The organism is Pseudomonas sp. 10-1B (assembly GCF_000935045.1).
GTDB lineage: Bacteria > Pseudomonadota > Gammaproteobacteria > Pseudomonadales > Pseudomonadaceae > Aquipseudomonas.
On the sequence record NZ_JYKS01000008.1, the window covers coordinates 1 to 24,484 of the forward strand.

22 protein-coding genes are annotated in these 24,484 nt (G+C 62.7%); 7 read left to right on the plus strand and 15 right to left on the minus strand.

What is annotated here, in order from left to right:
- On the plus strand, positions 1 to 263 hold a 263-nt coding region (locus tag TZ03_RS06645), incomplete at its 5' end, for a transposase (RefSeq protein ID WP_051096558.1).
- Positions 264 to 399: 136 nt separating this feature from the next.
- Here the strand turns inward: TZ03_RS06645 and TZ03_RS06650 are convergent.
- Genes TZ03_RS06650 through TZ03_RS06665 form a run of 4 tightly spaced genes read right to left on the minus strand, consistent with a single transcriptional unit; the run spans position 400 to position 3,845 of the window.
- On the minus strand, positions 400 to 1,557 hold the full coding sequence (locus tag TZ03_RS06650; protein WP_051096559.1) for a betaine/proline/choline family ABC transporter ATP-binding protein: 1,158 nt from the start codon (positions 1,555 to 1,557) through the stop codon (positions 400 to 402).
- Positions 1,554 to 2,207: an ABC transporter permease gene (locus TZ03_RS06655; protein WP_051096560.1), complete on the minus strand. Its 654-nt coding sequence runs from the start codon at positions 2,205 to 2,207 to the stop codon at positions 1,554 to 1,556. Before TZ03_RS06655 ends, TZ03_RS06650 begins: the two co-directional genes overlap by 4 nt.
- Positions 2,204 to 3,118, minus strand: coding sequence for a glycine betaine ABC transporter substrate-binding protein (locus tag TZ03_RS06660; RefSeq protein WP_051096561.1), 915 nt, complete (start codon positions 3,116 to 3,118; stop codon positions 2,204 to 2,206). Before TZ03_RS06660 ends, TZ03_RS06655 begins: the two co-directional genes overlap by 4 nt.
- A gap of 13 nt (positions 3,119 to 3,131) precedes the next feature.
- Positions 3,132 to 3,845 carry an ABC transporter permease gene (locus tag TZ03_RS06665; RefSeq protein ID WP_051096562.1) on the minus strand — a complete coding sequence of 238 codons (714 nt, stop codon included), beginning with the start codon at positions 3,843 to 3,845 and terminating at the stop codon, positions 3,132 to 3,134.
- A gap of 451 nt (positions 3,846 to 4,296) precedes the next feature.
- On the opposite strand from TZ03_RS06665, the gene TZ03_RS28450 reads away from it, so the two are divergent.
- The 3 genes from TZ03_RS28450 to TZ03_RS06675 all read left to right on the plus strand — a co-directional run bounded on the left by TZ03_RS28450 (position 4,297) and on the right by TZ03_RS06675 (position 6,600).
- Entirely contained in the window at positions 4,297 to 4,605 is a 309-nt protein-coding gene (locus TZ03_RS28450; RefSeq protein WP_082056562.1) for a type II toxin-antitoxin system RelE/ParE family toxin, read from the plus strand.
- Positions 4,598 to 4,927 carry a helix-turn-helix domain-containing protein gene (locus TZ03_RS06670; RefSeq protein ID WP_051096563.1) on the plus strand — a complete coding sequence of 110 codons (330 nt, stop codon included), beginning with the start codon at positions 4,598 to 4,600 and terminating at the stop codon, positions 4,925 to 4,927. Before TZ03_RS28450 ends, TZ03_RS06670 begins: the two co-directional genes overlap by 8 nt.
- Before the next feature lie 89 nt (positions 4,928 to 5,016).
- Positions 5,017 to 6,600, plus strand: a complete 1,584-nt coding sequence (locus tag TZ03_RS06675) for a peptide chain release factor 3 (RefSeq protein WP_051096564.1) — start codon at positions 5,017 to 5,019, stop codon at positions 6,598 to 6,600.
- A 278-nt stretch (positions 6,601 to 6,878) separates the two neighbouring features.
- Here TZ03_RS06675 and TZ03_RS06680 read toward each other — a convergent pair whose 3' ends face one another.
- The 11 genes from TZ03_RS06680 to TZ03_RS06730 all read right to left on the minus strand — a co-directional run bounded on the left by TZ03_RS06680 (position 6,879) and on the right by TZ03_RS06730 (position 21,262).
- Positions 6,879 to 8,285, minus strand: a complete 1,407-nt coding sequence (locus TZ03_RS06680; protein WP_051096565.1) for an NAD(P)/FAD-dependent oxidoreductase — start codon at positions 8,283 to 8,285, stop codon at positions 6,879 to 6,881.
- Positions 8,286 to 8,348: 63 nt separating this feature from the next.
- On the minus strand, positions 8,349 to 9,158 hold the full coding sequence (locus TZ03_RS06685; RefSeq protein ID WP_051096566.1) for an AraC family transcriptional regulator: 810 nt from the start codon (positions 9,156 to 9,158) through the stop codon (positions 8,349 to 8,351).
- A 371-nt stretch (positions 9,159 to 9,529) separates the two neighbouring features.
- Entirely contained in the window at positions 9,530 to 10,498 is a 969-nt protein-coding gene (locus TZ03_RS06690; protein ID WP_051096567.1) for a peptide ABC transporter ATP-binding protein, read from the minus strand.
- Positions 10,498 to 11,466 (minus strand): ABC transporter ATP-binding protein, encoded by a 969-nt coding sequence (locus tag TZ03_RS06695; RefSeq protein ID WP_051096568.1) that lies wholly within the window; start codon positions 11,464 to 11,466, stop codon positions 10,498 to 10,500. Before TZ03_RS06695 ends, TZ03_RS06690 begins: the two co-directional genes overlap by 1 nt.
- Before the next feature lie 10 nt (positions 11,467 to 11,476).
- On the minus strand, positions 11,477 to 12,403 hold the full coding sequence (locus tag TZ03_RS06700) for an ABC transporter permease subunit (RefSeq protein ID WP_051096569.1): 927 nt from the start codon (positions 12,401 to 12,403) through the stop codon (positions 11,477 to 11,479).
- A 10-nt stretch (positions 12,404 to 12,413) separates the two neighbouring features.
- The gene (locus TZ03_RS06705; RefSeq protein WP_051096570.1) at positions 12,414 to 13,424 is read right to left on the minus strand and encodes an ABC transporter permease subunit; all 1,011 of its coding nucleotides are present in this window, start codon (positions 13,422 to 13,424) and stop codon (positions 12,414 to 12,416) included.
- Positions 13,425 to 13,515: 91 nt separating this feature from the next.
- On the minus strand, positions 13,516 to 15,126 hold the full coding sequence (locus tag TZ03_RS06710; protein WP_051096571.1) for an ABC transporter substrate-binding protein: 1,611 nt from the start codon (positions 15,124 to 15,126) through the stop codon (positions 13,516 to 13,518).
- Positions 15,127 to 15,204: 78 nt separating this feature from the next.
- On the minus strand, positions 15,205 to 16,584 hold the full coding sequence (locus TZ03_RS06715; RefSeq protein WP_051096572.1) for an OprD family porin: 1,380 nt from the start codon (positions 16,582 to 16,584) through the stop codon (positions 15,205 to 15,207).
- 203 nt (positions 16,585 to 16,787) lie between these two features.
- Positions 16,788 to 18,380, minus strand: coding sequence for an ABC transporter substrate-binding protein (locus TZ03_RS06720; protein ID WP_051096573.1), 1,593 nt, complete (start codon positions 18,378 to 18,380; stop codon positions 16,788 to 16,790).
- Positions 18,381 to 18,526: 146 nt separating this feature from the next.
- Positions 18,527 to 20,152 (minus strand): ABC transporter substrate-binding protein, encoded by a 1,626-nt coding sequence (locus TZ03_RS06725; RefSeq protein WP_051096574.1) that lies wholly within the window; start codon positions 20,150 to 20,152, stop codon positions 18,527 to 18,529.
- Positions 20,153 to 20,545: 393 nt separating this feature from the next.
- Positions 20,546 to 21,262, minus strand: a complete 717-nt coding sequence (locus TZ03_RS06730) for an SIMPL domain-containing protein (RefSeq protein WP_051096575.1) — start codon at positions 21,260 to 21,262, stop codon at positions 20,546 to 20,548.
- 201 nt (positions 21,263 to 21,463) lie between these two features.
- On the opposite strand from TZ03_RS06730, the gene TZ03_RS06735 reads away from it, so the two are divergent.
- The 3 genes from TZ03_RS06735 (at position 21,464) to TZ03_RS06745 (ending at position 24,438) form a co-directional block, all read left to right on the plus strand.
- Positions 21,464 to 22,720, plus strand: a complete 1,257-nt coding sequence (locus TZ03_RS06735) for an ATP-binding protein (RefSeq protein WP_051096576.1) — start codon at positions 21,464 to 21,466, stop codon at positions 22,718 to 22,720.
- Positions 22,720 to 23,280, plus strand: a complete 561-nt coding sequence (locus TZ03_RS06740) for a response regulator transcription factor (RefSeq protein WP_051096577.1) — start codon at positions 22,720 to 22,722, stop codon at positions 23,278 to 23,280. The genes TZ03_RS06735 and TZ03_RS06740 overlap by 1 nt, the downstream gene beginning before the upstream one ends.
- A gap of 216 nt (positions 23,281 to 23,496) precedes the next feature.
- On the plus strand, positions 23,497 to 24,438 hold the full coding sequence (locus tag TZ03_RS06745; protein ID WP_051096578.1) for an AEC family transporter: 942 nt from the start codon (positions 23,497 to 23,499) through the stop codon (positions 24,436 to 24,438).
- The last annotated feature ends 46 nt before the right edge of the window (positions 24,439 to 24,484 follow it).

A 24,484-nucleotide genomic window follows, 5' to 3' on the forward strand; every position in this document is an offset into this window, starting at 1 on the left:
CGCTGAAGCGCCATCCCAATGAGGCAGCGTTTGAACGAATGACCAAACGCTTGAATGCCAATCTGGACATGATGCTGAGGCGGAAAAGTACTGTTGAGCATCCTTTCGGCAACTTGAAGCAGTGGGCACTGGGAACCGGGCGGTTCCTGCTGCGCCAAGTACAGGGAGCCAAAGCTGAGATGGCGCTGGCAGTGACCAGCTACAACCTGAAGCGAACCATCAACATCCTGGGAACCCGCAGGCTGCTGGATATGCTGGCCTGAGAGGTATCTCTCGGGTATCTGAGAATCTCAATCAGAGATCAGCCCTGGCGGGCTGATCTCTGATTTTGAGTTTTCACACAGCCTGTGTGGGAGCGGCCTTGTGTCGCGAAAGGGGCGCAAGGCGCCCCCCAGCAATCTAAGAAGCCACCGCCTCAGCCGGCGATACGATGCTGGTCTTCGCCCCGCGCGAGCGCCCCGAGCTCAGGTACGCGGCAATCGACTCCTGCGTCACCTCGCCCAGGAACACCTGCTCGGCATCCAGCACCGGCAACCACGCCCGGTTGAACTCGTACATCCGCGACAGCAGGATGCGCAAATGCTCATCATGCGCCGCCGTGGCATTGAACGGGCGCAGGAAGTCAGCACATGTGCCTTGCTGGCGGTGCATGTCGCGCCGGCGCACATAGCCCAGCGCCTTGTTCTGCGCATCGGTCACCACCACGTAACGGCGGTCGTGCTCGTCCAGTAGCTCCAGTGCCTCATTCACCGGCGTTTCCGGGCTTACCGACGGCGCGTTGTCCGCCGCATCCTCGGCACGCACCAGCAGCAGGCGCTTGAGGGTGCTGTCCTGGCCAACGAAGTTGCTCACGAAGTCATCTACCGGGTGTGCCAGCAAGGTATCCGGGTGGTCCAGTTGCAACAGCTTGCCGGCGCGGAAGATAGCAATCTTGTCACCCAGCTTGATCGCTTCGTCGATGTCGTGGCTGACCATGATCACGGTCTTGTTCAGTGCCCGCTGCATCTCGAAGAACTCGTTCTGGATCATCTCGCGGTTGATCGGGTCGACCGCGCCGAACGGCTCGTCCATCAACAGCACTGGCGCTTCTGCCGCCAGCGCACGGATCACGCCGATACGCTGCTGCTGGCCACCGGACAGCTCGCGTGGGTAACGCTGCAGGTACTGCTTGGGCTCCAGCTTGATCATGTGCATCAGCTCGCGGGCGCGCTCGTGGCACTTCTGCTTGTCCCAGCCGAGCAGGCGCGGGACCACGGTGATGTTTTCCTCGATGGTCATGTTGGGGAACAGGCCGATCTGCTGGATCACGTAGCCGATGTGCCGGCGCAGGGTCACTTCGTCCAGCCCGGTGGTGTCTTCGCCATTGATGAACACCTGGCCGGAGGTAGGCGTGATCAGGCGGTTGATCATCTTCAACGTGGTGCTCTTGCCGCAGCCCGAAGGGCCGAGGAACACGCAGATTTCGCCTTCGTTGACGGTGAGGCTTACCGCGTCGACGGCTTTGACGTCCTTGCCGTTGACGTTGAAGGTTTTGCTGAGGTTCTTCAGTTCGATCATGAGCGCAGTCCTTCTGGAGTCAGGGCACGTTGCAGGGTTTGCAGCAGCAGGTCGGCGATGATCGCCAGCAGGCTGACCAGCACGGCGCCGACCAGCAGCATCGACATGTCGCTGCGGCTGATGGAAGTAAGAATGAGCACGCCCAGGCCACCGGCGCCGATGGTGGCAGCGATGGTCATGACGCCGATGTTCATCACCACGGCGGTGCGCACACCGGCAAGGATCACCGGCACCGCGATGGGCAGCTCGACCATGCGCAGGCGCTGGCCGAAGGTCATGCCGATGCCGCGTGCGGCTTCACGGATGCCGGGCTCGACGTTGGTCAGGGCCAGGTAGGTGTTGCGCATGATCGGCAGCAGTGAATAGAGGAACACTGCGGTGATCGCCGGTAACGGGCCGAGGCCCTGGCCGAACTTGGAATAGAACGGCAGCAGCAGGCCGAACAGGGCGATGGAGGGCACGGTCAGCAGCACCGTGGCGCTGGCTTGCAGCGGGCCGGCGAAGGCCGGGAAGCGGGTCATGAGGATGCCCAGCGGTACCCCGACGAGGATCGCCAGGCCCACGGCGATGCCCACCAGCATGATGTGTTGCCAGGTCAGGTGCAGCACCTGGGCCCAGTCCAGGTGGGCGAACGTATCGATCAGGTTCATGGCTGGCCCTCGCTGTTCAGTGGGCGCTCGCGCAGGAAGGCAGCGGCCACCGCGGTGGGGTTCTGGTGCTCGACATCGACCTTGGCGTTGAGCTGGCGCATGGTTTCATCATCCAACTGTTCGGCCAGCGGCTTGAGCAGGTCGACCAGTTTCGGGTTGGCGTCGAGCACCTGCTTGCGCACTACCGGAGCGGCGGTGTAGTCGGGGAAGTAGTGCTTGTCGTCTTCCAGCAGCTTGAGGTTGAACGCGTTCAGGCGGCCGTCGGTGGTGTACACCAGGCCAGCGAACACTTGATTGTTGTGCATGGCGGTGTAAACCAGGCCGGCATCCATCTGGCGGATGTTGCGCCGGTCCAGCGGCAGGTCATACATCTCGCGCAGGCCGACCAGGCCATCGGGGCGGTTGGCGAACTCGGTGTCCAGCGCAACCAGGTGGGTGCGCTGGCTTTCGTCACGTAGCGCCTGGTTGAGGTCGCTGATGGTGTTGATTTGTGGGTAGGCCTCGGCCACCTGCTTGGGCAGCCCCAGGGCGTAGGTGTTGCTGAACTTCGACGGTGTCAGCCAGATCAGGTCCTTCTTCGCGTCCAGTTCCTTGACTTTGGCGTAGGTAGCCTGGGCACTGGGCATGCGCTCGTCGATATGGTTGTACGACACCAGCGACACGCCGGTGTATTCCCACATCAGGTCGAGCTGCCCGGTCTCCTGGGCCTGGCGTGCGATGCTGCTGCCAAGGCCGGTGGTGACGCGCACATCGAAGCCGTTGGCGCGCAGGTATTGCGCGGTGATTTCGGCGAGTACGGTCTGCTCGGTGAACACCCGCGCGCCGATGCGGATCAGCGGTTTTTCCGCCGCCTGGGCAACACCTGCGAATAGCAGGGCCGCGCCCAACAGCAAGGCGATTCTCTTGTTCATACGTTCCCTTTCTTTATTGGGCCAGGCCACGTTCCAGCCAGCGCTTGCTGGAGAAACTCACCGCGGCATCCAGCGCCAGCGCCAGCAAGGCCGTGCAGGCGGCACCCAGCAGCAACTGTGGCTGGTTGTTCAGGGCGATGCCGGGGAAGATCAGGCTGCCCAGGCTGTTGGCGCCAATCAGGAACGCCAGCGGTGCGGTGCCCACGTTCAACGCCAGCGCCACGCGCACACCGCCGACGATGATCGGCACGGCGTTGGGCAATTCCACTTGCCACAGTTGCTGGCGCGGGGTCATGCCGATGCCGGTGGCGGCTTCCTTGAGCGAGGCGGGGACGTTTTTCAGGCCCTCGTAGGTGTTGCGCACGATGGGCAGGAGCGAGGCGAGGAACAGCGCGAAGATCGCAGGCCCGGCGCCGATGCCCAGGATACTCAGGGCGATGGCCAGAACGGCCAGGGGAGGGATGGTGTTGCCAACGTTGAAGAACTGCATGAAGCGCTCGGCTTTGTCGACCCGGTGCGGTCGACTGAGCGCAATGCCGGCCGGGATGCCCACGGCCAGCGCCGCCGCCATCGAAGCCAGCACCAGTATCAGGTGCGCTTGCAGGTAGAACCCAAGATCGTCGCGATAACGCGCGATCGTGTCGATGCCGATCCAGTGGACCAGCAGGGCCAGGATGACGAGCACGGCGGCCCATCCCAACAGCCCTTTTCCGTAGCGTTTAGCCACAGGCGGACTCCTTGTGTTGTCGGCGAGCACACTTCTTGGTTGCCGGCCATTCCTGGCGGCGGGTGGTGTGTTCGCGAGTAGCAGCGTGACGCAAGCCGAAGGCTGCGATCAGGCTATGAGCCGAACCCCGTCGGGCCCGAAAATGCTGATGAAACCAGTCCCCAAGCGAAGCGGGTTGCAGGGGAGTGGACGTCTCCGTGGGCGTAAAGGTTCCCATCTGAAGCGGCATTTGGCCAGTGTTAATCACTGGGTGGCACGAAAATTTGCACGAAAAAAAATCGATTTTCGTACTTGCAGGCGTTGGTTTACCTGATATCGATCTGATTATGCCAATGGACAAAATTACCTTCTGGAATTTTCCAGTATTTGCTTGAGGGAATATTCCTTCGGAGGTATTTTGTCGGTGTGGACGATCAGGTTCTGTGAGGAGTTCATTAGCGATTTCGAAGCGATGGATAAAGGTGTTCAGGAGCGAATGCTTGGTCATCTGCGTTTACTGCAATCCTCAGGACCTTCGCTCGGACGGCCACATGTTGATACGTTGAATGGATCCCGATATCCGAATATGAAGGAACTGAGGTTCACCGAGCGTAATGCAGTATGGCGGGTGGCATTTGCATTTGATCCATACCGCCAGGCAGTCATCTTGGTGGCTGGCGACAAGGTCGGGATTGGGCGGCACAAGTTTTATCAGCGGTTGATAAACCGAGCGGACACTCGTTTTGCCAGCCACCTTTCGAGAGGTGAAAAAAATGTCTAAAACACTCGATGAGGTCATGAGCGAATTGTCCCCAGAGCGTAGGGAGCGTGTGGAAGCGCTGGGGCGTCAGTTGATTCGTGAAGAAATGACACTCCAGGCATTGCGTAAACAGCTTGAGTTCACGCAGGAAAGTTTGGCGGAGCGCCTGGACATTCGTCAGGGCAACATCTCCAAGGTGGAAAACCGCAGCGACATGTTGATTTCGACCCTGCGCAGCTATGTGGAGGCACTGGGCGGTACGCTGGAGCTTGTTGCTCATATGCCTGGTCGTCCACCTGTCACGCTTGACGGATTTTGCGACGATCAGGCAAAACACGCGTGATTGACCATCGGTGGGGATCAAATTTTGGTCCCCGCCCAACTTCAGGTATGATATCGCCCCTTTTTAATCCCCCAGTCAGGCGATTTCCCATGACCAACCAGGCCGCCGAAGTCGCGAAGCGCCGCACTTTCGCAATCATTTCCCACCCCGACGCCGGTAAGACCACCATCACCGAGAAGCTGCTGCTGATGGGCAAGGCCATTGCCGTCGCCGGTACCGTGAAGTCGCGCAAGTCCGACCGCCACGCCACCTCCGACTGGATGGAAATGGAGAAGCAGCGCGGCATCTCCATCACCACCTCGGTGATGCAGTTCCCGTACCGCGAGCACATGATCAACCTGCTCGACACCCCCGGCCACGAAGACTTCTCGGAAGACACCTACCGCACCCTGACCGCGGTGGACTCGGCGCTGATGGTGCTCGACGGCGGTAAAGGTGTAGAGCCGCGCACCATCGCCCTGATGGACGTGTGCCGCCTGCGTGACACGCCGATCGTCAGCTTCATCAACAAACTCGACCGTGACATCCGCGACCCGATCGAACTGCTCGACGAGATCGAAGCGGTACTGAAGATCAAGGCCGCGCCGATCACCTGGCCGATCGGCTGCTACCGCGACTTCAAGGGCGTGTACCACCTGACCGGCGACTACATCGTGGTGTACACCCCGGGCCATGGCCACGAGCGCACCGAAGCCAAGATCATCCAGAACCTGGACTCCGACGAGGCGCGCGCGCACCTGGGCGACCAGTACGACGCGTTCGTCGAGCAGTTGGAACTGGTGCAGGGCGCCTGCCACGAGTTCAACCAGGAAGAGTTCATCAACGGCCAGCTGACGCCGGTGTTCTTCGGTACTGCGCTGGGTAACTTCGGTGTCGACCACGTGCTCGACGCGGTCGTCGATTGGGCGCCGCGCCCGCTGGGCCGTGTTGCCCACGAGCGGACCGTGGAGCCTGTGGAAGAGAAGTTCACCGGCTTCGTGTTCAAGATCCAGGCGAACATGGACCCGAAACACCGCGACCGTATCGCCTTCATGCGCATCTGCTCGGGCAAGTACGAGAAGGGCATGAAGATGCGCCACGTGCGTATCAACAAGGACCTGCGCATCGGCGATGCACTGACCTTCTTCTCCTCCGAGCGTGAGCAGTTGGAAGAGGCCTATGCCGGCGACATCATCGGCCTGCACAACCACGGCACCATCCAGATCGGCGACACCTTCACCGAAGGCGAGGCGCTGGGCTTCACCGGTATCCCGCACTTCGCACCGGAACTGTTCCGCCGCGTGCGCCTGAAGGACCCGCTGAAATCCAAGCAACTGCGCCAGGGCTTGCAGCAGTTGGCCGAAGAGGGTGCGACCCAGGTGTTCTTCCCCGAGCGTAGCAACGACATCATCCTTGGTGCGGTCGGTGTGCTGCAGTTCGACGTGGTCGCCAGCCGCCTGAAGGAAGAATACAAGGTCGAGTGTGCCTACGAGCCGATCACCGTATGGTCGGCGCGCTGGATCAGCTGCGACGACAAGAAGAAGCTCGAGGAATTCCAGACCAAGGCCATGGAAAACCTGGCCATCGACGGTGGCGGCCACCTGACCTACCTGGCGCCGACCCGGGTCAACCTGTCGCTGATGGAAGAGCGCTGGCCGGACATCAAGTTCCGCGCTACCCGCGAGCACCATTGATCCTCGGGGCCAGGTCAGAATCCTGTGTAGTCTGATCTGGCCCTATCGCCGGCAAGCCAGCTCCCACAGGTACTGCACAGGGCTTGAGGCCTATGCGGTCGAAGTAGGAGCTGGCTTGCCGGCGATGAGGCCAGTGTGAACTACACAGGTCTCCATTCCCTGCCTTGATACTGGTCCAGATCCGGGCCTCGGGCTTGAAGATCAGGTCCCAGGAATCCAGTGGCGCATACCTCGATCTCTCAGGCACTGCATCCCTTAAGGCAAGAACCTCCCCGAGCTCACTGCATGAAGCCTTCCATGAAGTCCGCAAGTGAGCTGGCCAGGCGCCGCCTCCAGGGCGCGCTGGCGGGGTTGGCGAGGGTCCGGTCCTCGTGGACGAAACTCTGGATGATCGCGTTGTAGCCGAGCCAGCGGCAGGGCTCCGGTGGCCAGCTGGCCAGGCTCGAAAGCGGGCGGTTGTCGAGCACCCAGGGCTGTGCGGTCAGCTCGTTATGCTGGTTGAGGATCAGCGCCGCCAACGTGCGCCCGCCGAGGTTGGTAGCGCCGACGCCTTCACCGCCGTAACCGCCGGCCAGGGCGATGCCGCGCTGGCGGTCGCAGAGCATGTGCGGGCGGAAGCGCCGGGCCATGCCCAGGTTGCCGCCCCAGGAATGGGTGATGCGCACATGCTTGAGCTGCGGGAACAGCTCGCTGAACAGGTAGCGGCGCAGTTCGATTTCGTGCTCGTCGAGGTTGAAGTTCTCGCGCAGGCGGCCGCCGAAGCGGTAGCCACCGCGGGCGCCGAATACCAGGCGGTTGTCGGTGGTGCGCTGGCCGTAGGTGACCTGGCGGCTGCTTTCGCTGAAGGCCTGGCCCTGGCTCAGGCCGATCTGCTCCCAGATGGCTTCCGGCAACGGCTCGGTGGCTACCAGCAGGCTTTGCACCGGCAGTTGATGTTTGCCCAGTGGCGGCAGGCTGGCGGCGTAACCCTCTACCGCAGACACCATCCACTGGCAGCGAATGCGTGCCAGCGGCGTGCGTACCTCGCCGGGCTGCCAGTCGATGGCTGGGGTGTTCTCGTAGATCGGCACGCCCAGCGCTTCCACTGCCCGGGCCAGGCCACGCGCTAGCCTGGCGGGTTGGATGGTCGCGGTGTGCGGGCTGTAGATGGCGCCATAGGCGTTGCTGACTCGCAGCTGGGCGTCCAGCTGTTCGGGGCGCAACCAGCGGTAATCGTCCTCGGTCATGCCTTGGCGATACAGGTCGTCGAGGTAGGCGCGCAGGCTGCGCTCCTGCTCTGGATAACGTGCGGCGCAATACAGCACGCCACCTTTGCGGTAGTCGCAATCGATGCCTTCGTGCTGCAACACGCGGTGCACTTCATCGGGAATACCGTGCAGCAGGTCGATGCTGGCGCGGCGCTGTTGCGGCGACAGGGTGGCGAGCAGGCGGTCTTCGCCCAACAGGTTGCCCATCAGCCAGCCGCCGTTGCGCCCCGAGGCGCCGAAACCGGCGATGTTGGCGTCCATCACCACGATGTTCAACTGTGGCGCCTGGCGCTTGAGGTAGTAGGCAGTCCACAAACCGGTGTAGCCGGCGCCGATGATGCACACATCCGCTGCCAGGTCTTCGCGCAGGGCCGGGCGGGGGCACAGTGGCTCGTCGAGCTGGTCCATCCACAGGCTGAGCGTGCGCAGGGGTTGCATCGGGTTCGGCTCCACTTCGGTCAAGGTCTGTGGCGATGCTAGTGGTGTTGGCGGGTGATTGTCTTACGTGCGTGCACGCAGGGAAATTTGCTTCAGGTAGGCCTTGGGCGTCAGGCCGGTATGTTCGCGGAAGCACTTGTAGAACGCCGACAGCGAGTTGAAGCCGGCATTGAACGCCAGGTTGTCGATCGGCGCTTCGGCACTATTGTCGTCGAGGCTGCCCATCAGGTGCTGCAGGCGGGCTTGGTTGACGTAGCGGTAGAAGCTTTGCCCAAGTACCTGGTTGAGCAGGTAGGAGATCTGGTTACGGCTGTAGCCACTGGCGTCGGCTACCTGCTGCAGGTCCAGTTCCGGGTCCAGGTAGGGGCGCTGGCGCTGGAAGTAGTGCTCCAGATCCTGGGCCATCGTCGACAGTTGCCGGGGTGACAGGCCCAGCCGGCTGGTGGCCGGGCGCGGCCCGCTGCTGACCAGGCCGTTGCGGTTCTGGCGCACCAGCGTGGCGTATTCGTTGACCCGCCAGATCAGGCCGTCCTTGACCGTGATCGCCTCGCTGGACTGGAACGCCACCAGGCCGTCGCCGCCTTGCACAGTGACCTGGTACTGGATGAACGCGGTGCAACCGTCGACGCGGATCCGGTCGTTGTGGACGATGTCTTCGCCGGCTTCATGGGGTAGGCAGGCGCGCACGTAGTCACGCAGCTCGTGGTAGCCGAGCACGCGGTTCTGGAAGAAGTCGTGGTACTGGATATCCGGGTGGTAGAGCGCGATGACGCCGTCGAGGTCGAGGTGCTTCCAGCACAGGTGGTAGCGCAGCACGGTGTCGGCGGTGAGCGGGGTTTGCTCGGGGCCGTCGGAGAGGGTGGTGGCGGTCATGGAGTGGATAGTGCATTGCAGAACACCTAGGTGCAAGGCAGTGGATCAGGCGTTTTGCATGGTTCTATCCAGTGGGTTGAGAGGTAAGCCTTTGTTTCCTATGTATGTAATTTTTTGATACGGATGGCATGGCGGGTGCACTGGTCTTTTCACCATCGAACAAGGAGAAAGGCCATGCGCTCGATACTGCTGTGGATGATTGGGGTGCCGATTCCGGTGATCATCCTGATTTGGTTCTTCATGCATTGAGAAAACCGGGGTCACTGCGCGGTCCATCGCCGGCAAGCCAGCTCCCACAGGTATTTCACAGGCCTTGAAGGCAGTGGTGTACTTGTGGGAGCTGGCTTGCCGGCGATGAGGGCTACACCGATCTAAAGGAACTGCTCGGCATAGTGACAAGCCACCTGCCGGGTACTCACCTGCCGCAACGCCGGCACCTCCTTGGCACAGCGTTCGGTCGCATGCGGGCAACGCTTGTGAAACGCACACCCATCCGGCGGGTTCAGCGGGTTGGGCAACTCCCCGGCAATACGAATCTTCGGCTTAAGCGGATCAGGATGAATCGCCGGTGTCGCCGACAGCAGCGCCTGGGTATACGGGTGCAGCGGCTTCTCGTAGATGTCCTCCTTCGGCCCCATCTCCGCCGGCCGCCCCAGGTACATCACCAGCACCTGATCGGCCACATGCTGCACCACCGCCAGGTTGTGCGAGATGAACACGTAGGCGGTGTTGAACTCCTTCTGCAGGTCCATGAACAGGTTCAGCACCTGGGCCTGGATTGACACGTCCAGCGCCGAGGTCGGCTCGTCCGCCACCAGCACCTTGGGCTGCAGCATCATCGCCCGGGCCAGGGCGATACGCTGGCGCTGGCCACCGGAGAACATGTGCGGGTAGCGCTGATAGTGCTCGGGGCGCAGGCCGACCTGTTCCATCATCTTCTGCACTTTCTCGCGCCGCTCGGCCTTGCTCAGCGAGGTGTTGATCAGCAGCGGTTCGGCCAGTTGATCACCGATCTTCTGCCGCGGGTTGAGCGAGGCATAGGGGCTCTGGAACACCATCTGCACGTCCCGGCGCAGTTGCTTGCGCTCGGACTTGCTGGCGCCCTTCACCTCGGTGCCAGCGATTTGCAGCGAGCCGGATGACGGCTCTTCGATCAGCGTCAGGGCGCGGGCCAGGGTCGACTTGCCGCAGCCGGACTCGCCAACTACGGCCAGGGTCTTGCCAGCCTCCAGTTCGAATGACACGCCATTCAGCGCACGGACCAGGGCGTGGCCCTTGAACAGGCCGCGGGAGACCTCGTAGTGCCGGGTCAGCTCCCGGGCAGATAGAACGACGGCCATCACGCCACCTCCTGGTTCAGCGGGTAGAAGCAACGCACCAGGCTGTGGGCCTGTGGGTCAAGCGGCGGGCGCTGGCGCCGGCAGTTTTCCTGCACGTACGGGCAGCGCGGAGACAGCAGGCAGCCCACGGGGCGGTCGTAGCGGCCGGGGACGATGCCGGGCAGGGTGGCCAGGCGTTCGGCGCCGATGCTGTGCTCGGGGATCGCCGCCAGCAACGCTTCGCTGTAGGGATGGGCGGGCACGTCGAACAGCTCCGGCACCTGGCCCACTTCCACGGCCTGGCCTGCGTACATCACGCACACCCGCTTGGCCGTTTCGGCAACCACGGCAAGGTCGTGGGTGATCAGGATGAGCGCCATGTTGCGCTCCTTCTGCAGGTTCACCAGCAGCTCCATGATCTGCGCCTGGATGGTCACGTCCAGCGCGGTGGTCGGCTCGTCGGCGATCAGCAGCTTGGGCTCGCCGGCAATGGCCATGGCAATCGCCACGCGCTGGCTCATGCCGCCGGACAGTTGATGCGGGTAGGCATCCAGGCGGCTTTCCGCAGCCGGGATCTCGACCTTTTTCAACAGATCGAGGGCACGCTGGCGCGCTGCCTTGCCCTTCAGGCCCAGATGCTGGCGTAGTACCTCCTCGATCTGGTAGCCCACGGTGTAGCTGGGGTTGAGCGCGGTCATCGGGTCCTGGAAGACCATGGCGATGTCCTTGCCCACCACCTTGCGCCTCTGGCGGCCGCTAAGCTTGAGCATGTCGGTGCCGTCGAAGGTGAGGGCGTCGGCGGTGATCCGCCCGGGGGCGTCGATCAGGCCCATCAGGGCCATCATGGTCACGGACTTGCCCGAGCCGGATTCGCCGACGATGGCCAGGATCTCGCCGGCCTCTACCGCCAGGTCCAGGCCATCGACCACTGGTACTGCATTGGCGTCGCCGAAGCGCACGTTCAGGTTGTTGATCTGCAACAGTGACATGGCGTTCTCCTCAGGCGGCGTTCTTGAGTTTCGGGTCCAGCGCATCGCGCAGGCCGTCGCCCATCAGGTTGATTGCCAACACACTGAGCAGAATGGTCAGGCCGGGCAGGCTGACCACCCACCAGGCGCGCTCGATGTAGTCACGGGCCGATGCCAGCATGGTGCCCCACTCCGGGGTTGGCGGCTGTACGCCGAGGCCGAGGAAGCCCAGGGCGGCGGCATCGAGGATGGCCGAGGAGAAGCTCAGGGTGGCCTGCACGATCAGCGGCGCCATGCAGTTGGGCAGCACGGTGACGAACATCAGCCGTGGCAGCCCGGCACCGGCCAGGCGTGCGGCGGTGACGTAGTCGCGGTTCAGCTCGCCCATCACCGCGGCGCGGGTCAAGCGCACGTAGGACGGCAGCGACACGATGGCGATGGCGATAACCGTGTTGATCAGGCCTGGGCCGAGGATGGCGACGATGGCCACTGCCAGCAGCAGCGAAGGCAGGGCCAGCATCACGTCCATCAGGCGCATGATCGACGGGCCGAGAATGTGCGGGAAGAAACCGGCCAGCAGGCCCAGCAGGATGCCCGGGATCAGCGACATCACCACCGACGACAAGCCGATCAGCAGCGACAGCCGCGCGCCCTGGATCAGCCGCGAAAGCAGGTCGCGGCCGAGTTCGTCGGTGCCGAGGATGAACTGCCAGGTGCCGCCTTCCAGCCATACCGGCGGGGTCAGCAGGAAGTCGCGGTACTGCTCGCTGGGGTCATGCGGGGCTACCCACGGTGCGAACAGCGCGCAGAACACCACCAGGCTCATGAAGGCCAGGCCCATCACCGCGCCCTTGTTGCGCGCGAAGGCTTGCCAGAATTCTTTGTACGGCGAGGGGTAGAGCAGGCTCTGGTCCACCGGGCTGGCCGGCGACACGGATTTCGGAATCGGGCTAGTCATGGCAAGGGCCTCAGCGCTGATGACGGATGCGTGGGTTGGCCAGGCCGTAGAGGATGTCCACGACGAAGTTGACCAGGATCACCAGGCAGGCGATCAACAGGATGCCGTTCTGGACCACGGGGTAGTCACGGGCACCGATGGCTTCGATCAGCCACTTGCCGATGCCCGGCCAGGAAAAGATGGTTTCGGTCAGCACCGCACCGGCCAGCAACGTGCCGACCTGCAGGCCGAACACCGTCAGCACCGGGATCAAGGCATTGCGCAGGCCATGCACGAATACCACGCGGGCCGGCGACAGGCCTTTGGCGCGGGCGGTGCGGATGTAGTCCTCGCGCAGCACTTCGAGCATCGACGAACGGGTCATGCGGGCGATCACCGCCAGCGGGATGGTGCCGAGCACGATGGCCGGCAGGATCAGGTGCATCACCGCGTCCTTGAACGCGCCTTCTTCGTCGCTGAGCAGGGTGTCGATAAGCATGAAGCCGGTTTTCGGCTCGATGTCGTAGAGCAGGTCGATGCGCCCGGACACTGGGGTCCAGCCCAGGCTCACCGAGAAGAACATGATCAGGATCAAGCCCCACCAGAAGATCGGCATCGAATAGCCGGCCAGCGATATGCCCATCACCCCGTGGTCGAACAGCGAGCCGCGCTTGAGCGCGGCGATCACCCCGGCCAGCAGGCCGACAGTGCCGGCGAACAGCAAGGCGGCAAAGGCCAGCTCCAGGGTGGCGGGGAACAGGGTGAGGAATTCGCTCCACACGCTTTCGCGGGTGCGCAGCGACTCTCCGAGATCACCGTGGGCCAGCTTGCCGACATAGTCCAGGTACTGGACTGGCAACGGCTTGTTCAAGCCCAGGCGCTCCATGGCCTGGGCATGCATTTCGGGGTCGACCCTGCGTTCGCCCATCATCACTTCCACCGGGTCGCCGGGGATCAGGCGTATGAGCGCGAAGGTGAGCAAGGTGATACCGAAAAAGGTCGGTATCAGCAGGCCAAGGCGCCGGGCAATAAAACTCAACATTGTCGGGGTTACCTCATCAGACCGTGCGGCCAGCAGCGCGCTACGGCAGTGCCGCCGGTGCCCGTGTGGGTTGCCGGCGGTCGTTGTTGTTCTACTTCACCTTGGTGGTGGCGAAGTTGTTGTTGGTCAGAGGGCTGATCACGTAGCCCTCCACGTTGTCACGCATGGCGGTGAACATCTTCGGATGAGCCATGCTGATCCAGGGTTGGTCGTCATCGTACACCTTCAATGCCTCGCTATAGAGCCTTGCGCGCTCGTCGTTGTCGATCACTTCGCGGGCACGGCTGATCAGCTCCTGGAATTTCGGGTTGCACCAGCGCGCGTAGTTCTCGCCGGTCCTGGCCGCATCGCAACTGAGCAGTGGGCTGAGGAAATTGTCCGGGTCGCCGTTGTCGCCGGCCCAGCCGGTAGACACCAGGTCGGCTTCACCCTTCTTCGCGCGGCGCAGCATTTCAGCCCATTCCATCACGCGGATATCCAGTTGCAGGCCGATCTGTTTCAGGTCGGCCTGCAGCATCTCGGCAGACAGGCGCGGGTTGGGGTTGGTAGCGCCGCCACCGTTGCGGGTGAACAGGGTTATTACCGTGCCTTCGGGCACGCCAGCTTCCTTGAGCAGTTCGCGGGCTTTGGCCAGGTCGCGAGGCGGGTTCTTGTTGTCGGTGTTGTAGCCGACCATGGTCGGTGGATACGGATTCACACCGACCAGTGCATTGCCTTTGCCAAACAGCTGGTCGACGTGGGTCTGGCGGTCGAAGGCCATGTTGATGGCTTTACGCACGCGCACGTCGCTGAGGTATTTGTGCTGGGTGTTCATGGCGATGTAGCCGGTGACCAGCGCTTCGATTTCGGCCACCTTGAGCTTGGGGTCGGCCTTGATCGACGGCACGTCGTCCGGCTTGGGGTACAACGCCACCTGGCACTCGTTGGCGCGCAGTTTTTGCAGGCGCACGTTACTGTCGGTGGCGATCGCGAATACCAGGGCGTCGGCCGGCGGCTTGCCGCGGAAGTAGTCCGGGTTGGCTTTGAAGCGGACCTGAGCGTCCTTGTTATAGCGCTGGAAAATGAATGGGCCGGTGCCGATCGGCTTGCTGTTCAGCTCGGCGGTCTTGCCGGCCTTGAGCAACTGGTCGCCGTATTCGGCGGAGTAGATCGAAGTGAAACCCATGGCCATGTCATGCAGGAACGGGGCTTCCGGACGGGTGAGGGTGATCACCACGGTGTGGTCGTCGGTCTTGTCCACCGACTTGAGCAGGTCCTTGAAGGCCATGCTTTCGAAGTACGGGTAGCCGACGCTGGTCTTGTCATGCCACGGGTGGGCCGGATCGAGTTGGCGACGCAGGCTCCACAGCACGTCGTCGGCGTTGAACTCGCGGGTAGGCGTGAAGTAATCGGTAGTGTGGAACTTCACCCCCTGGCGCAGGTGAAAGGTGTAGGTCAGGCCGTCTGGCGAAATGTCCCAACGTTCGGCCAGGGCCGGCTGGATGTCGGTGGTGCCGGGCTTGAAGTCGACCAAGCGGTTGAACAGGGTTTCGGACGAGGCATCGAAGGTGACCGCCGTGGTGTATTGAACGACGTCGAACCCTTCCGGGCTGGCTTCGGTGCATACCACCAGCGGTTTGGCTGCCAGTTGCGTGGCACTGCCGAGCACCAGCGCGGCCAGGGCCAGGCGTAGCGGTAGTGATTTGATGAAAGCTCTCTGCATGGGTTGAAGACTCCCTGCTTGCATTGATTCCAGCGTAGCCGCCACGGCCCGCAGCGAAGCCGGCCGTGGCGCCAGCGGTCAGAGAATGTTGAACGGAATGGTGGTGACCACGCGGAACTCATCCAGGCTGCCATCGCCCTGCGCCTTGCTGGCGCGGTGCGTGGTGTAGGTGGCGCGGATGCTGGTGTCTTTCAGTGGCCCGCTCTGCACCGCGTAGCTGGTGCCGATGCCCCACTCGTAGTGGGTTTCGCCGTCCAGGCCATTCACGTCATAGGCGCTGCCGCGGTAGTGGGTGCCGTCGATGCCCCAGCCGCGGGCGTTGTACAGGTTGAACTTCAGGCCGGGCACGCCGTAGGGCGCCATGTTCAGCACGTAGGAAATCTGCAGCGATTTCTCGTTGGGGCCGTTGAAGTCGGACAGCAGCGAGTTGGCCAGGTAGATGCCGTTGGTTTCGTGCAGGTAGTCGAAGTATTCGTTGCCGTTGACCTGCTGCCACGAGGCGCTGAGGGTGTGGGCCTGGTGGGTCAGGCCGAATGACAGGCTGTAGGTGTCGTTGTCGATCTTGCCCATCTTCTGGCTGCCGGCGTCGACGGTCTTGTAGTAGTTCAGGCCGGTGCTCAGGCTGAGCACTGCGCTGTCACCGAGCACGTGGTTGGCGCCGAAGTAGTACTGGTTCCAGAAATCGTCGACCTTGGTGGCGTACAGGCTGGTGCTCAGGCTCTTGAACGGCTGGTAGTTGATGCCGGCGGTGCTGGCCCGGTCGGTTTCCACGCCGGTGGCACCGTACTCGCTGCGGAACTTGCTGAGGCTCTGCTCGGTACGTGGCGAGACACGGTCGAAGGTACCCAGGTCGAAGCTGAGGTTGTCGAACTCGGCGCTGTGCAGGAATGCGCCCTGGAAGCTCGACGGCAGGGCGCGGTTGCCGATATAGGCGATCATCGGGGTGTCCACTGACTGCCGGCCCAGGGTGAGGGTGGTGTTGGACACGCGTGCCTTGATGTTGCCCAGGCCCAGTTTGCTCCACTGGCCGATGGGGTCGCCATCGCTGTGGGTCAGGGTACGGTTGTTGGGGCCGGCGACCGCTTCGCGGCTCTGCTGCAGGGCGATGGCGTTGTAGCCGGCGGCCTCGACGGCGAAGCCCACGGTACCCTGGGTGAAGCCGGAGCTGTAGTTGAGGATGGTGCCCTGCACCCAGTTCTCGCGGCTGTGGGTGTCGTGGCGGGTGCCGTCGCTCTTGTAGTACTTCCACAGCGGCGCGCGGGCGGCGCGTTCGCGGGCGTACCAGTTGCGGGTACTGCCTGTCAGGCTCTGGCCGTCGATGAAGCCGCTGGCCTGCGCCTGCTCGCTGTCGCTTTTGAGGGTGACGGGGAGGTAGTCCTGGCTTTGCGAGTCGGCCTGGGCCACGGTGGATAAGGCACTGATGGTTAACGCCAGTGCGGTCAAGGTGAATACTCTCAAGGTTAAAGCTCCCTTTCTTTTCTAGTTATTGCCGGCCTTGTGGGCCGGGTGATTGCTGCGGTGTTGCCAGGGTTGCCACGGGATCGCCGGGCTGAATCGGGGTGCTGTGTTGGCTGTACTGGCCCTTTCGCGGGTAAACCCGCTCCTACACGGGCCTGTGTAGGAGCGGGTTCACCCGCGAAGAGGCCGGTACCGGTTAACGCTTAATCAACACTCACACCGGAAAAATCATTGCGCCCAAACGGGCTGACCTTGAACTGGGAAACCTTGACGCTGAGCGGTTGGTTGACCGTGGAATGCGCCACCGGGGTAATCGGTACCTGCTGCTTGAGCCGCTGCTGGGCCTGCTGGTACAGGGCGGTGCGCTGCGCGCGGTCGGTCACTTGCTTGGCCTGCTTGACCAGGTTGTCGTACTGCGGGTCGCACCACAGCGAGTAGTTGTTGCTGCCGATGGCATCGCAGTTGTAGAGGGTGCCCAACCAGTTGTCCGGGTCGCCGTTGTCGCCAGTCCAGCCGATCAGGGCGATGTCGTGCTCGCCGCTTTTCATGCGCTTGAGGTATTCGCCCCATTCGTAGCTGACGATGCGCACCTTGAAGCCGAGCTTGGCCCAGTCGGCCTGGAGCATTTCGGCCATCAGTTTGGCGTTGGGGTTGTACGGGCGCTGCACCGGCATGGCCCACAGGGTGACTTCGGTGCCAGCCTTGACCCCGGCCTGCTGCAGCAGCTGTTTGGCCTTTTCCGGGTCGTAGGGCGCGTCCTTGAGGCTTTCGTCATAGGACCACTGGGTCGGCGGCATGGCATTGACCGCCAGTTGGCCGGAGTCCTGATACACCGCCTGGATGATGGCCTTCTTGTTCACCGCCATGTCCATCGCCTGGCGTACTTCCAGGCGGTCGAACGGTGGGTGCTGGGTGTTGTAGGCGATGTAGCCGAGGTTGAAGCCCGGTTGCTGCAGCACCTGCAGCTTGCTGTCGGCCTTGAGCGCCGGCAGGTCGGCCGGGCGAGGGTGCAGGGTGACCTGGCATTCGTTGCGACGCAGCTTCTGGATGCGCACCGAAGGGTCGACGTTGATCGAGAACACCAGGTTGTCGATCTTCACCTCATCCGGCGCCCAGTAGGCTTTGTTGCCTTTGTAGCGGATCTGCGAGTCCTTCTGGTAACGCTGGAACACGAATGGCCCGGTACCGATCGGTTGCTGGTTGATGTCGCTGGGGCGACCGCTGGCCAGCAGCTTGTCGGCGTACTCGGCAGACAGAATCGAGGCGAAGCTCATCGCCAGGTTCTGGATGAACGCGGCATCGACCGTGTTCAAGGTGAATACTACGGTCAGCGGGTCGACCTTCTCGACGCGGGCGATGTTCTTGTCCAGGCCCATGCTGATGAAATAGGGGAACTCGGTCGGGTAGGCCTGGCGGAACGGGTGGCCCTTGTCGAGCATGCGGTTGAAGGTGAACAGCACGTCGTCGGCATTGAAGTCGCGGCTCGGAGTGAAGGCCTTGTTGCTATGGAACTTCACCCCTTCGCGCAGGTGAAAGGTGTAACGCAGGCCATCGTCGGACACTTCCCAGCGGGTCGCCAGGGCAGGGTGCACGGCGGTGCCGCCGCGCTCGAACTCGACCAGGCGGTTGTAGATCGGTTCGGCAGCGTCGTTGTCGGTGGCGCTAGTGTATTGGGCGGTGTCGAAGCCGGCGGGGCTGCCTTCGGAGCAGAACACCAGGTTGTTGGCCAGCAGGGCAGGGGATTGGCTAATCAGGCCCAGGGCCAGCAGGGTCGAAAGACGGGTGGCATGACGCATGGCAAGTCCTTTTTCGTCTGTTTGCGCCGCCTCTGGGTATGAATGGCGGCAACAGTTCGCCGACCCCGCGGCGGATAGCCGCAGGACGACATGAAGAGATGGCAAGGATGGCGGGCACCCGCCGCTCAGCGGGTGCCTGAATTACCCTATTTGTCCACGCTGACGCCGTAGAAGGAGTTCAGCGCGAACGGGCTGATCTTGAAGTCCTTCACTTTGGCGCTCATGGGCTGGTACACGGTGGAGTGGGCGATCGGGGTGATTGGCACCTGCTCCTTGAGGATGTGCTGCGCCTGCTGGTACAGCTCGGTGCGCTTGGCCTGGTCGGGGGTGGCTTTTGCCTGTTTGATCAGGTCGTCGTAGGGCTTGTAGCACCACTTGGAGAAGTTGTTGCCGTCGACGGCATCGCAGCCGTACAGGGTGCCCAGCCAGTTGTCCGGGTCACCGTTGTCGCCGCTCCAGCCGATCAGCATGGCACCCTGTTCGCCGCCCTTGGAGCGCTTGATGTACTCGCCCCATTCATAGCTGACGATCTTTGCCTTGATGCCGATCTTGGCCCAGTCGGACTGGAGCATTTCGGCCATCAGCTTGGCATTGGGGTTGTACGGTCGCTGCACGGGCATGGCCCACAGGGTGATCTCGGTGCCTTCCTTGATGCCGGCTTCCTTGAGCAGTTGCTTGGCTTTCTCGGGGTCGAACGGGGCATCCTTGATGCTGTCGTCATAGGACCACTGGGTAGGCGGCATGGCATTGACTGCCAACTGGCCGGCGCCCTGGTAGACCGACTCGATGATCTTCTTCTTGTCCACGGCCATGTCCAGCGCCTGGCGCACTTTCAGCTGGGCCATGGGGTTGGGCTCGTTGCTGCCCTTGATCTTGTCCATCACGTTGTAGGCGATGTAGCCGAGGTTGAAACCGGCCTGTTGGGGCATCTGTAGCTTGGGGTCTTTCTTTAGCGGCTCGATATCGGCCGGGCGCGGGAACAGGGTGACCTGGCACTCGTTCTTCTTCAGCTTCTGCATGCGTACCGAGGCGTCGGTGGTGATGGCGAAGATCAGGTTGTCGATCTTCACGTCATCGGGCTGCCAGTAATCCTTGTTGCCCTTGAAGCGGATCTGCGCGTCCTTCTGGTACTTGCTGAACACGAACGGGCCGGTGCCGATCGGCTTCTGGTTGATGTCGGCGGCCTTGCCATCCTTGAGCAACTGATCGGCGTATTCGGCGGACTGGATGGAGGCGAAGCTCATGGCCAGGTTCTGGATGAACGCAGCGTCGACCTCGTTGAGGGTGAACTTCACCGTATGCTCGTCGAGCTTCTCCAGCTTGGCGATGTTCTTGTCCATGCCCATGTCGGTGAAGTACGGGAACTCGGTGGGGTAGACCTTGCGGAACGGATGATTCTTGTCGAGCATGCGGTTGAAGGTGAACAGCACGTCATCGGCGTTGAATGGGCGGCTGGGCTTGAAGTAGTCGGTGGTGTGGAACTTGACCCCTTCGCGCAGGTGGAAGGTGTAGGTCTTGCCGTCGTCGGACACTTCCCACTTGGTCGCCAGGCCCGGGATAACCGCGGTGCCGCCGCGCTCGAACTGGGTCAGACGGTTGAACACGGTCTCGGCCGAGGCGTCGAAATCGGTCCCTGTGGTGTATTGCCCCGGGTCGAAACCGGCCGGGCTGCCTTCGGAGCAGAACACCAGGTTGGACGCGGCGAGGGCCGACGGTGCGCCGGTGAGCAAGCCTGCGCCAAGCAGGAACGGAATGACTGCGTGTTTGAGCATGGTGGCCTCATTGTTGTCATTTTTCGATTGAGGTGGCCTCGTGAGCCGACCTGCGGATACTTATGCAGGGGCTGTTCCCAATGCAATACACATAAGGATAGTTGGCGCCGGAAAGGTGGCACGAACGTACATGGATGTCGCATCGGTATAACTTTTGGCGAAGTAAAACGTTTGCGCAGGCAAAATGATGGCTTTTTGCGGGATGTTTCGGGGCGGGGGAAAATGTAGGAGGCACCTTGGTGGTGCGTAGGAAAGGTCTGATACTGCGTTTTTTCGGATGGCCTCATCGCCGGCAAGCCAGCTCCCACAAAAGGTTCCACTACTTTTCAGGCTTGTGAGGTTCCTGTGGGAGCTGGCTTGCCGGCGATGGGGCGCAAAGCGCCCCCGGCGGTCTCAAGGCATCTGCACTTCGATCAGCCCATCGGCATTCATGCTGACTTCACTGGTGCCCGCTTCGATATCAGGCGCCGGCGCCGCTTCATCCGCCCCCATGGCCTTCATCGCCATCGGTGCGCTGCGCATGTACGGGCGTGGATAACCGCTGCTGTTCAGGTTCAGGCTGACCACTTTGTAGCCCTTGCCACCCAGCGCCTCGGTGGCCAGTTGCGCACGTGCCTTGAAGGCATCGACCGCGTCCTTGAGCAGGGCATCCTCGCTGGCCTTGCGCGTGGCCGGGGCGATGGAGAAGTCCATGCCGCCCATTTTCAGCTCTTGCAGCAGGTCGGCGGTGAGCTGGGACAGGGCCGGGAAGTTGGCGCTTTCCAGGCGCAGCTCGGCGCGCTCGCGCCAGCCGGTGATCTTCTGGCCCTTGCTGTCATAGACCGGGTAGCTGTTGCGGCTGCCCTGGCTGATCTTCACATCCTTGACCTGGCGCGACTGCTGCACGGCCTTGTTCATGGTTTCGGTGATCTGCTTGGCGAGCTTGCCCGGGTCGGTGTTCTGCGCTTCGCTGTACAGGGTCACGACCATCAGGTCGCGCGCCACTTCCTTGCTGACTTCGGCGCGCAGCGATACCTGGTTGTAGCGCGGTTCATCGGCGGCCAGCACCGGCAGGCTGGCGAGCAGGCCGCAGGACAGAATCAGGGCGGCGCCGCGACGTGGAATGTGCATGTGTTACTCCTTGGCAATGAAAGGCGTGGAGGCTGGTCATCCATTCCACGCATGGCCCATAAGACCGGCAACAGTGTAGTGGGTTCAAAAATGCCATCATGAACCTGTGACAACCTGTGGCGCTTTGCCGCATCGCTGCAGCGAGGCGCCCGGCTTCGGTATACTCCAGCCGATTTTCTGGAGCACTCATCAGGAGAGCTCATGCTCGCCGCCGTACAACCGCTGTCCGCTACCCGCCAGAACCTCTGGCGCCTGACCGTCATTCGGGTCCTGGTCCTGGCTGCCCAGGCCGGCTCCGTGGGCGTCGCCTACTGGACCGAACTGCTGCCTTTGCCGTGGCTGTCGCTGGCCGGCACCTTGGCCTTGTCTTCGCTGCTGTGTGCCTTCACGGCCTTGCGCTTGCGCCTGTCGTTGCCGGTCACCGAGCTGGAGTACGCCTTGCAGCTGGCCTGTGACTTGCTGATCCACAGCGCCTTGCTGTATTACTCCGGCGGTTCGACCAACCCGTTCGTGTCGTATTACCTGGTACCGTTGGCGATTGCCGCGGTCACCCTGCCGTGGCTGTATTCGCTGATCCTGTCGGGCATCGCGCTGACCGCCTACAGCCTGCTGCTGGTGCAGTTCTACCCGCTCGAAGGCCTGCCGATGGCGCGGGACAAGATGCAGGTCTACGGCATGTGGCTGAGTATTGCCCTGGCCGCAGCGGTGATCACCTTCTTTGCCGCACGCATGGCCGAAGAGCTGCGCCGTCAGGAGCAGCTGCGTTCCGAGCGGCGTGAAGAAAGCCTGCGTGATGAGCAACTGCTGGCTGTGGCCACCCAGGCCGCCGGTGCTGCCCATGAGCTGGGCACGCCCCTGGCGACCATGAGCGTGCTGCTCAATGAAATGCGCCAGGACCATGCCGACCCATTGCTGCAGGAAGACCTGCAGATCCTTCAGGACCAGGTGAAGCTGTGCAAGGAAACCCTGCAGCAGCTGGTACGCGCCGCCGAAGCCAACCGCCGCCTGGCGGTGCTGGAGCAGGACGTGACCGCGTGGCTGGACGAGGCGCTCAACCGCTGGCACCTGATGCGCCCCGAGGCTAGCTACCGCTTCCAGCGCCTGCGCGACGGCCAGGTGCCGCGCCTGACCCCGCCACCGGACCTGACCCAGGCGCTGCTGAACCTGTTGAACAATGCCGCCGATGCCTGCCCCGATGACCTTGAAGTGCGCCTGGACTGGGACGCCCAGGACATCGTCATCAGCATCCGCGACCATGGCCCCGGTGTGCCGCCGGCGATTGCCGAAGCCATCGGCAAACCCTTCATTACCACCAAAGGCAAAGGCTTCGGCCTGGGCCTGTTCTTGAGCAAGGCCAGCGTGACCCGTGCGGGCGGTTCGGTGAAACTCTATAGTCATGAACAGGGTGGCACCCTGACCGAACTGCGCCTGCCCTATGGCAAGCGAGGAGATGAATGATGAGCGAAGAAAACCAGGTCGAAAGCGAAGAGCTGCCGCACCTGCTGCTGGTGGATGACGATGCCACCTTCACCCGGGTCATGGCCCGGGCCATGAGCCGCCGTGGTTTCCGCGTGAGCACCGCCAGTTCCGCCGAGGAGGGGTTGATCCTGGCCCAGCAGGACCTGCCGGACTACGCCACTCTGGACCTGAAGATGGAAGGCGACTCCGGCCTGGTGCTGCTGCCCAAGCTGCTGGAGCTGGACCCGGAGATGCGCGTGGTGATCCTGACCGGTTACTCGAGCATTGCCACTGCGGTGGAGGCGGTCAAGCGCGGTGCCTGCAACTACCTGTGCAAACCGGCCGACGCCGACGACGTGCTGGCGGCGCTGCTGTCGGAGCACACCGACCTGGATACCCTGGTGCCGGAAAACCCGATGTCGGTCGACCGCCTGCAATGGGAGCACATCCAGCGTGTGCTGAACGAGCACGAGGGCAATATCTCGGCCACCGCGCGGGCGCTGGGCATGCACCGCCGGACCTTGCAGCGCAAGCTGCAGAAGCGCCCGGTTCGGCGCTGATTCTTTACCGACAGTACCGGCCCTATCGCCAGCAAGCCAGCTCCCACAGGTATTGCACAGACTTCGAACCCTGTGGGTCCCTGTGGGAGCTGGCTTGCCGGCGATAGGGCCGGTACTGACAGAAATTTCTCTATAACCCCCCGCGATCCCCGCAAGTCCCAGCCGTTGGCGTATCATTAGCCGCCTAACGGCAACCCCCTGCAGGATCGCTTGCGCATGCTCGCCCTTCTTATCCAGACGCTGAACATCACGGCACCGGTTTTCGCCATGCTGTTCATGGGCGTACTGCTCAAACGCATCCACCTGATCGACGACAATTTCAACCGCGTTGCCTCGCAGCTGGTGTTCAACGTCTGCATGCCGGCGCTGCTGTTCCTCGGTATCTACCACGCCGACCTGGCGGCAGCGGTCAAACCCAGCGTCCTCCTCTATTTCATCGTCGCCACACTGGCAGGCTTCGCCATCGCCTGGGGGATGGCCATCTGGCGCAGCCCGCTGGCGGAACGAGGCATCTATACCCAGGGCGCGTTCCGCGGCAACAACGGCGTGATCGGCCTGGCCCTGGCCGCCAGCCTGTACGGCGACTACGGTATTTCGCTGGGCGCGGTACTCGCCGGCCTGGTCATCCTCATGTACAACTCGCTGTCGGTGGTGGTGCTGGCGGTATACAGCCCGGACCTCAAGTCTGACCCGTGGAGCCTCTGCAAGAGCATCTTCAGCAACCCGCTGGTCATCAGCGTGCTGGTCGCTACCCCCATGGCCTACGGCCAGGTGCCGCTGCCCAACTGGCTGCTGACCTCGGGCGACTACCTGGCGCAGATGACCTTGCCGCTGGCGCTGATCTGCATTGGCGGCACCCTGTCGCTGGCGGCACTGCGCGACAGCGGCAGGCTGGCCATCGATGCCAGCCTGGTGAAGATGGTCTGGCTACCGCTGCTCGGCACCCTCGGTGCCTGGCTGTGCGGCTTCCGCGGGGCCGAGCTGGGCATCCTGTTCCTGTACATCGGCAGCCCGACCGCAGCTGCCAGCTACGTGATGGCGCGGGCGGCCAACGGCAACCATGAACTGGCCGCGTCGATCATCGTGATTACCACGCTAATGGCGGCGATCACCACCAACATTGGCATTTTCATCTTGCAGTGGGGCGGATGGATCTAGATCCTTGACTGCAAACAACACAAAAAACACAGCCTCACTGAGCTAA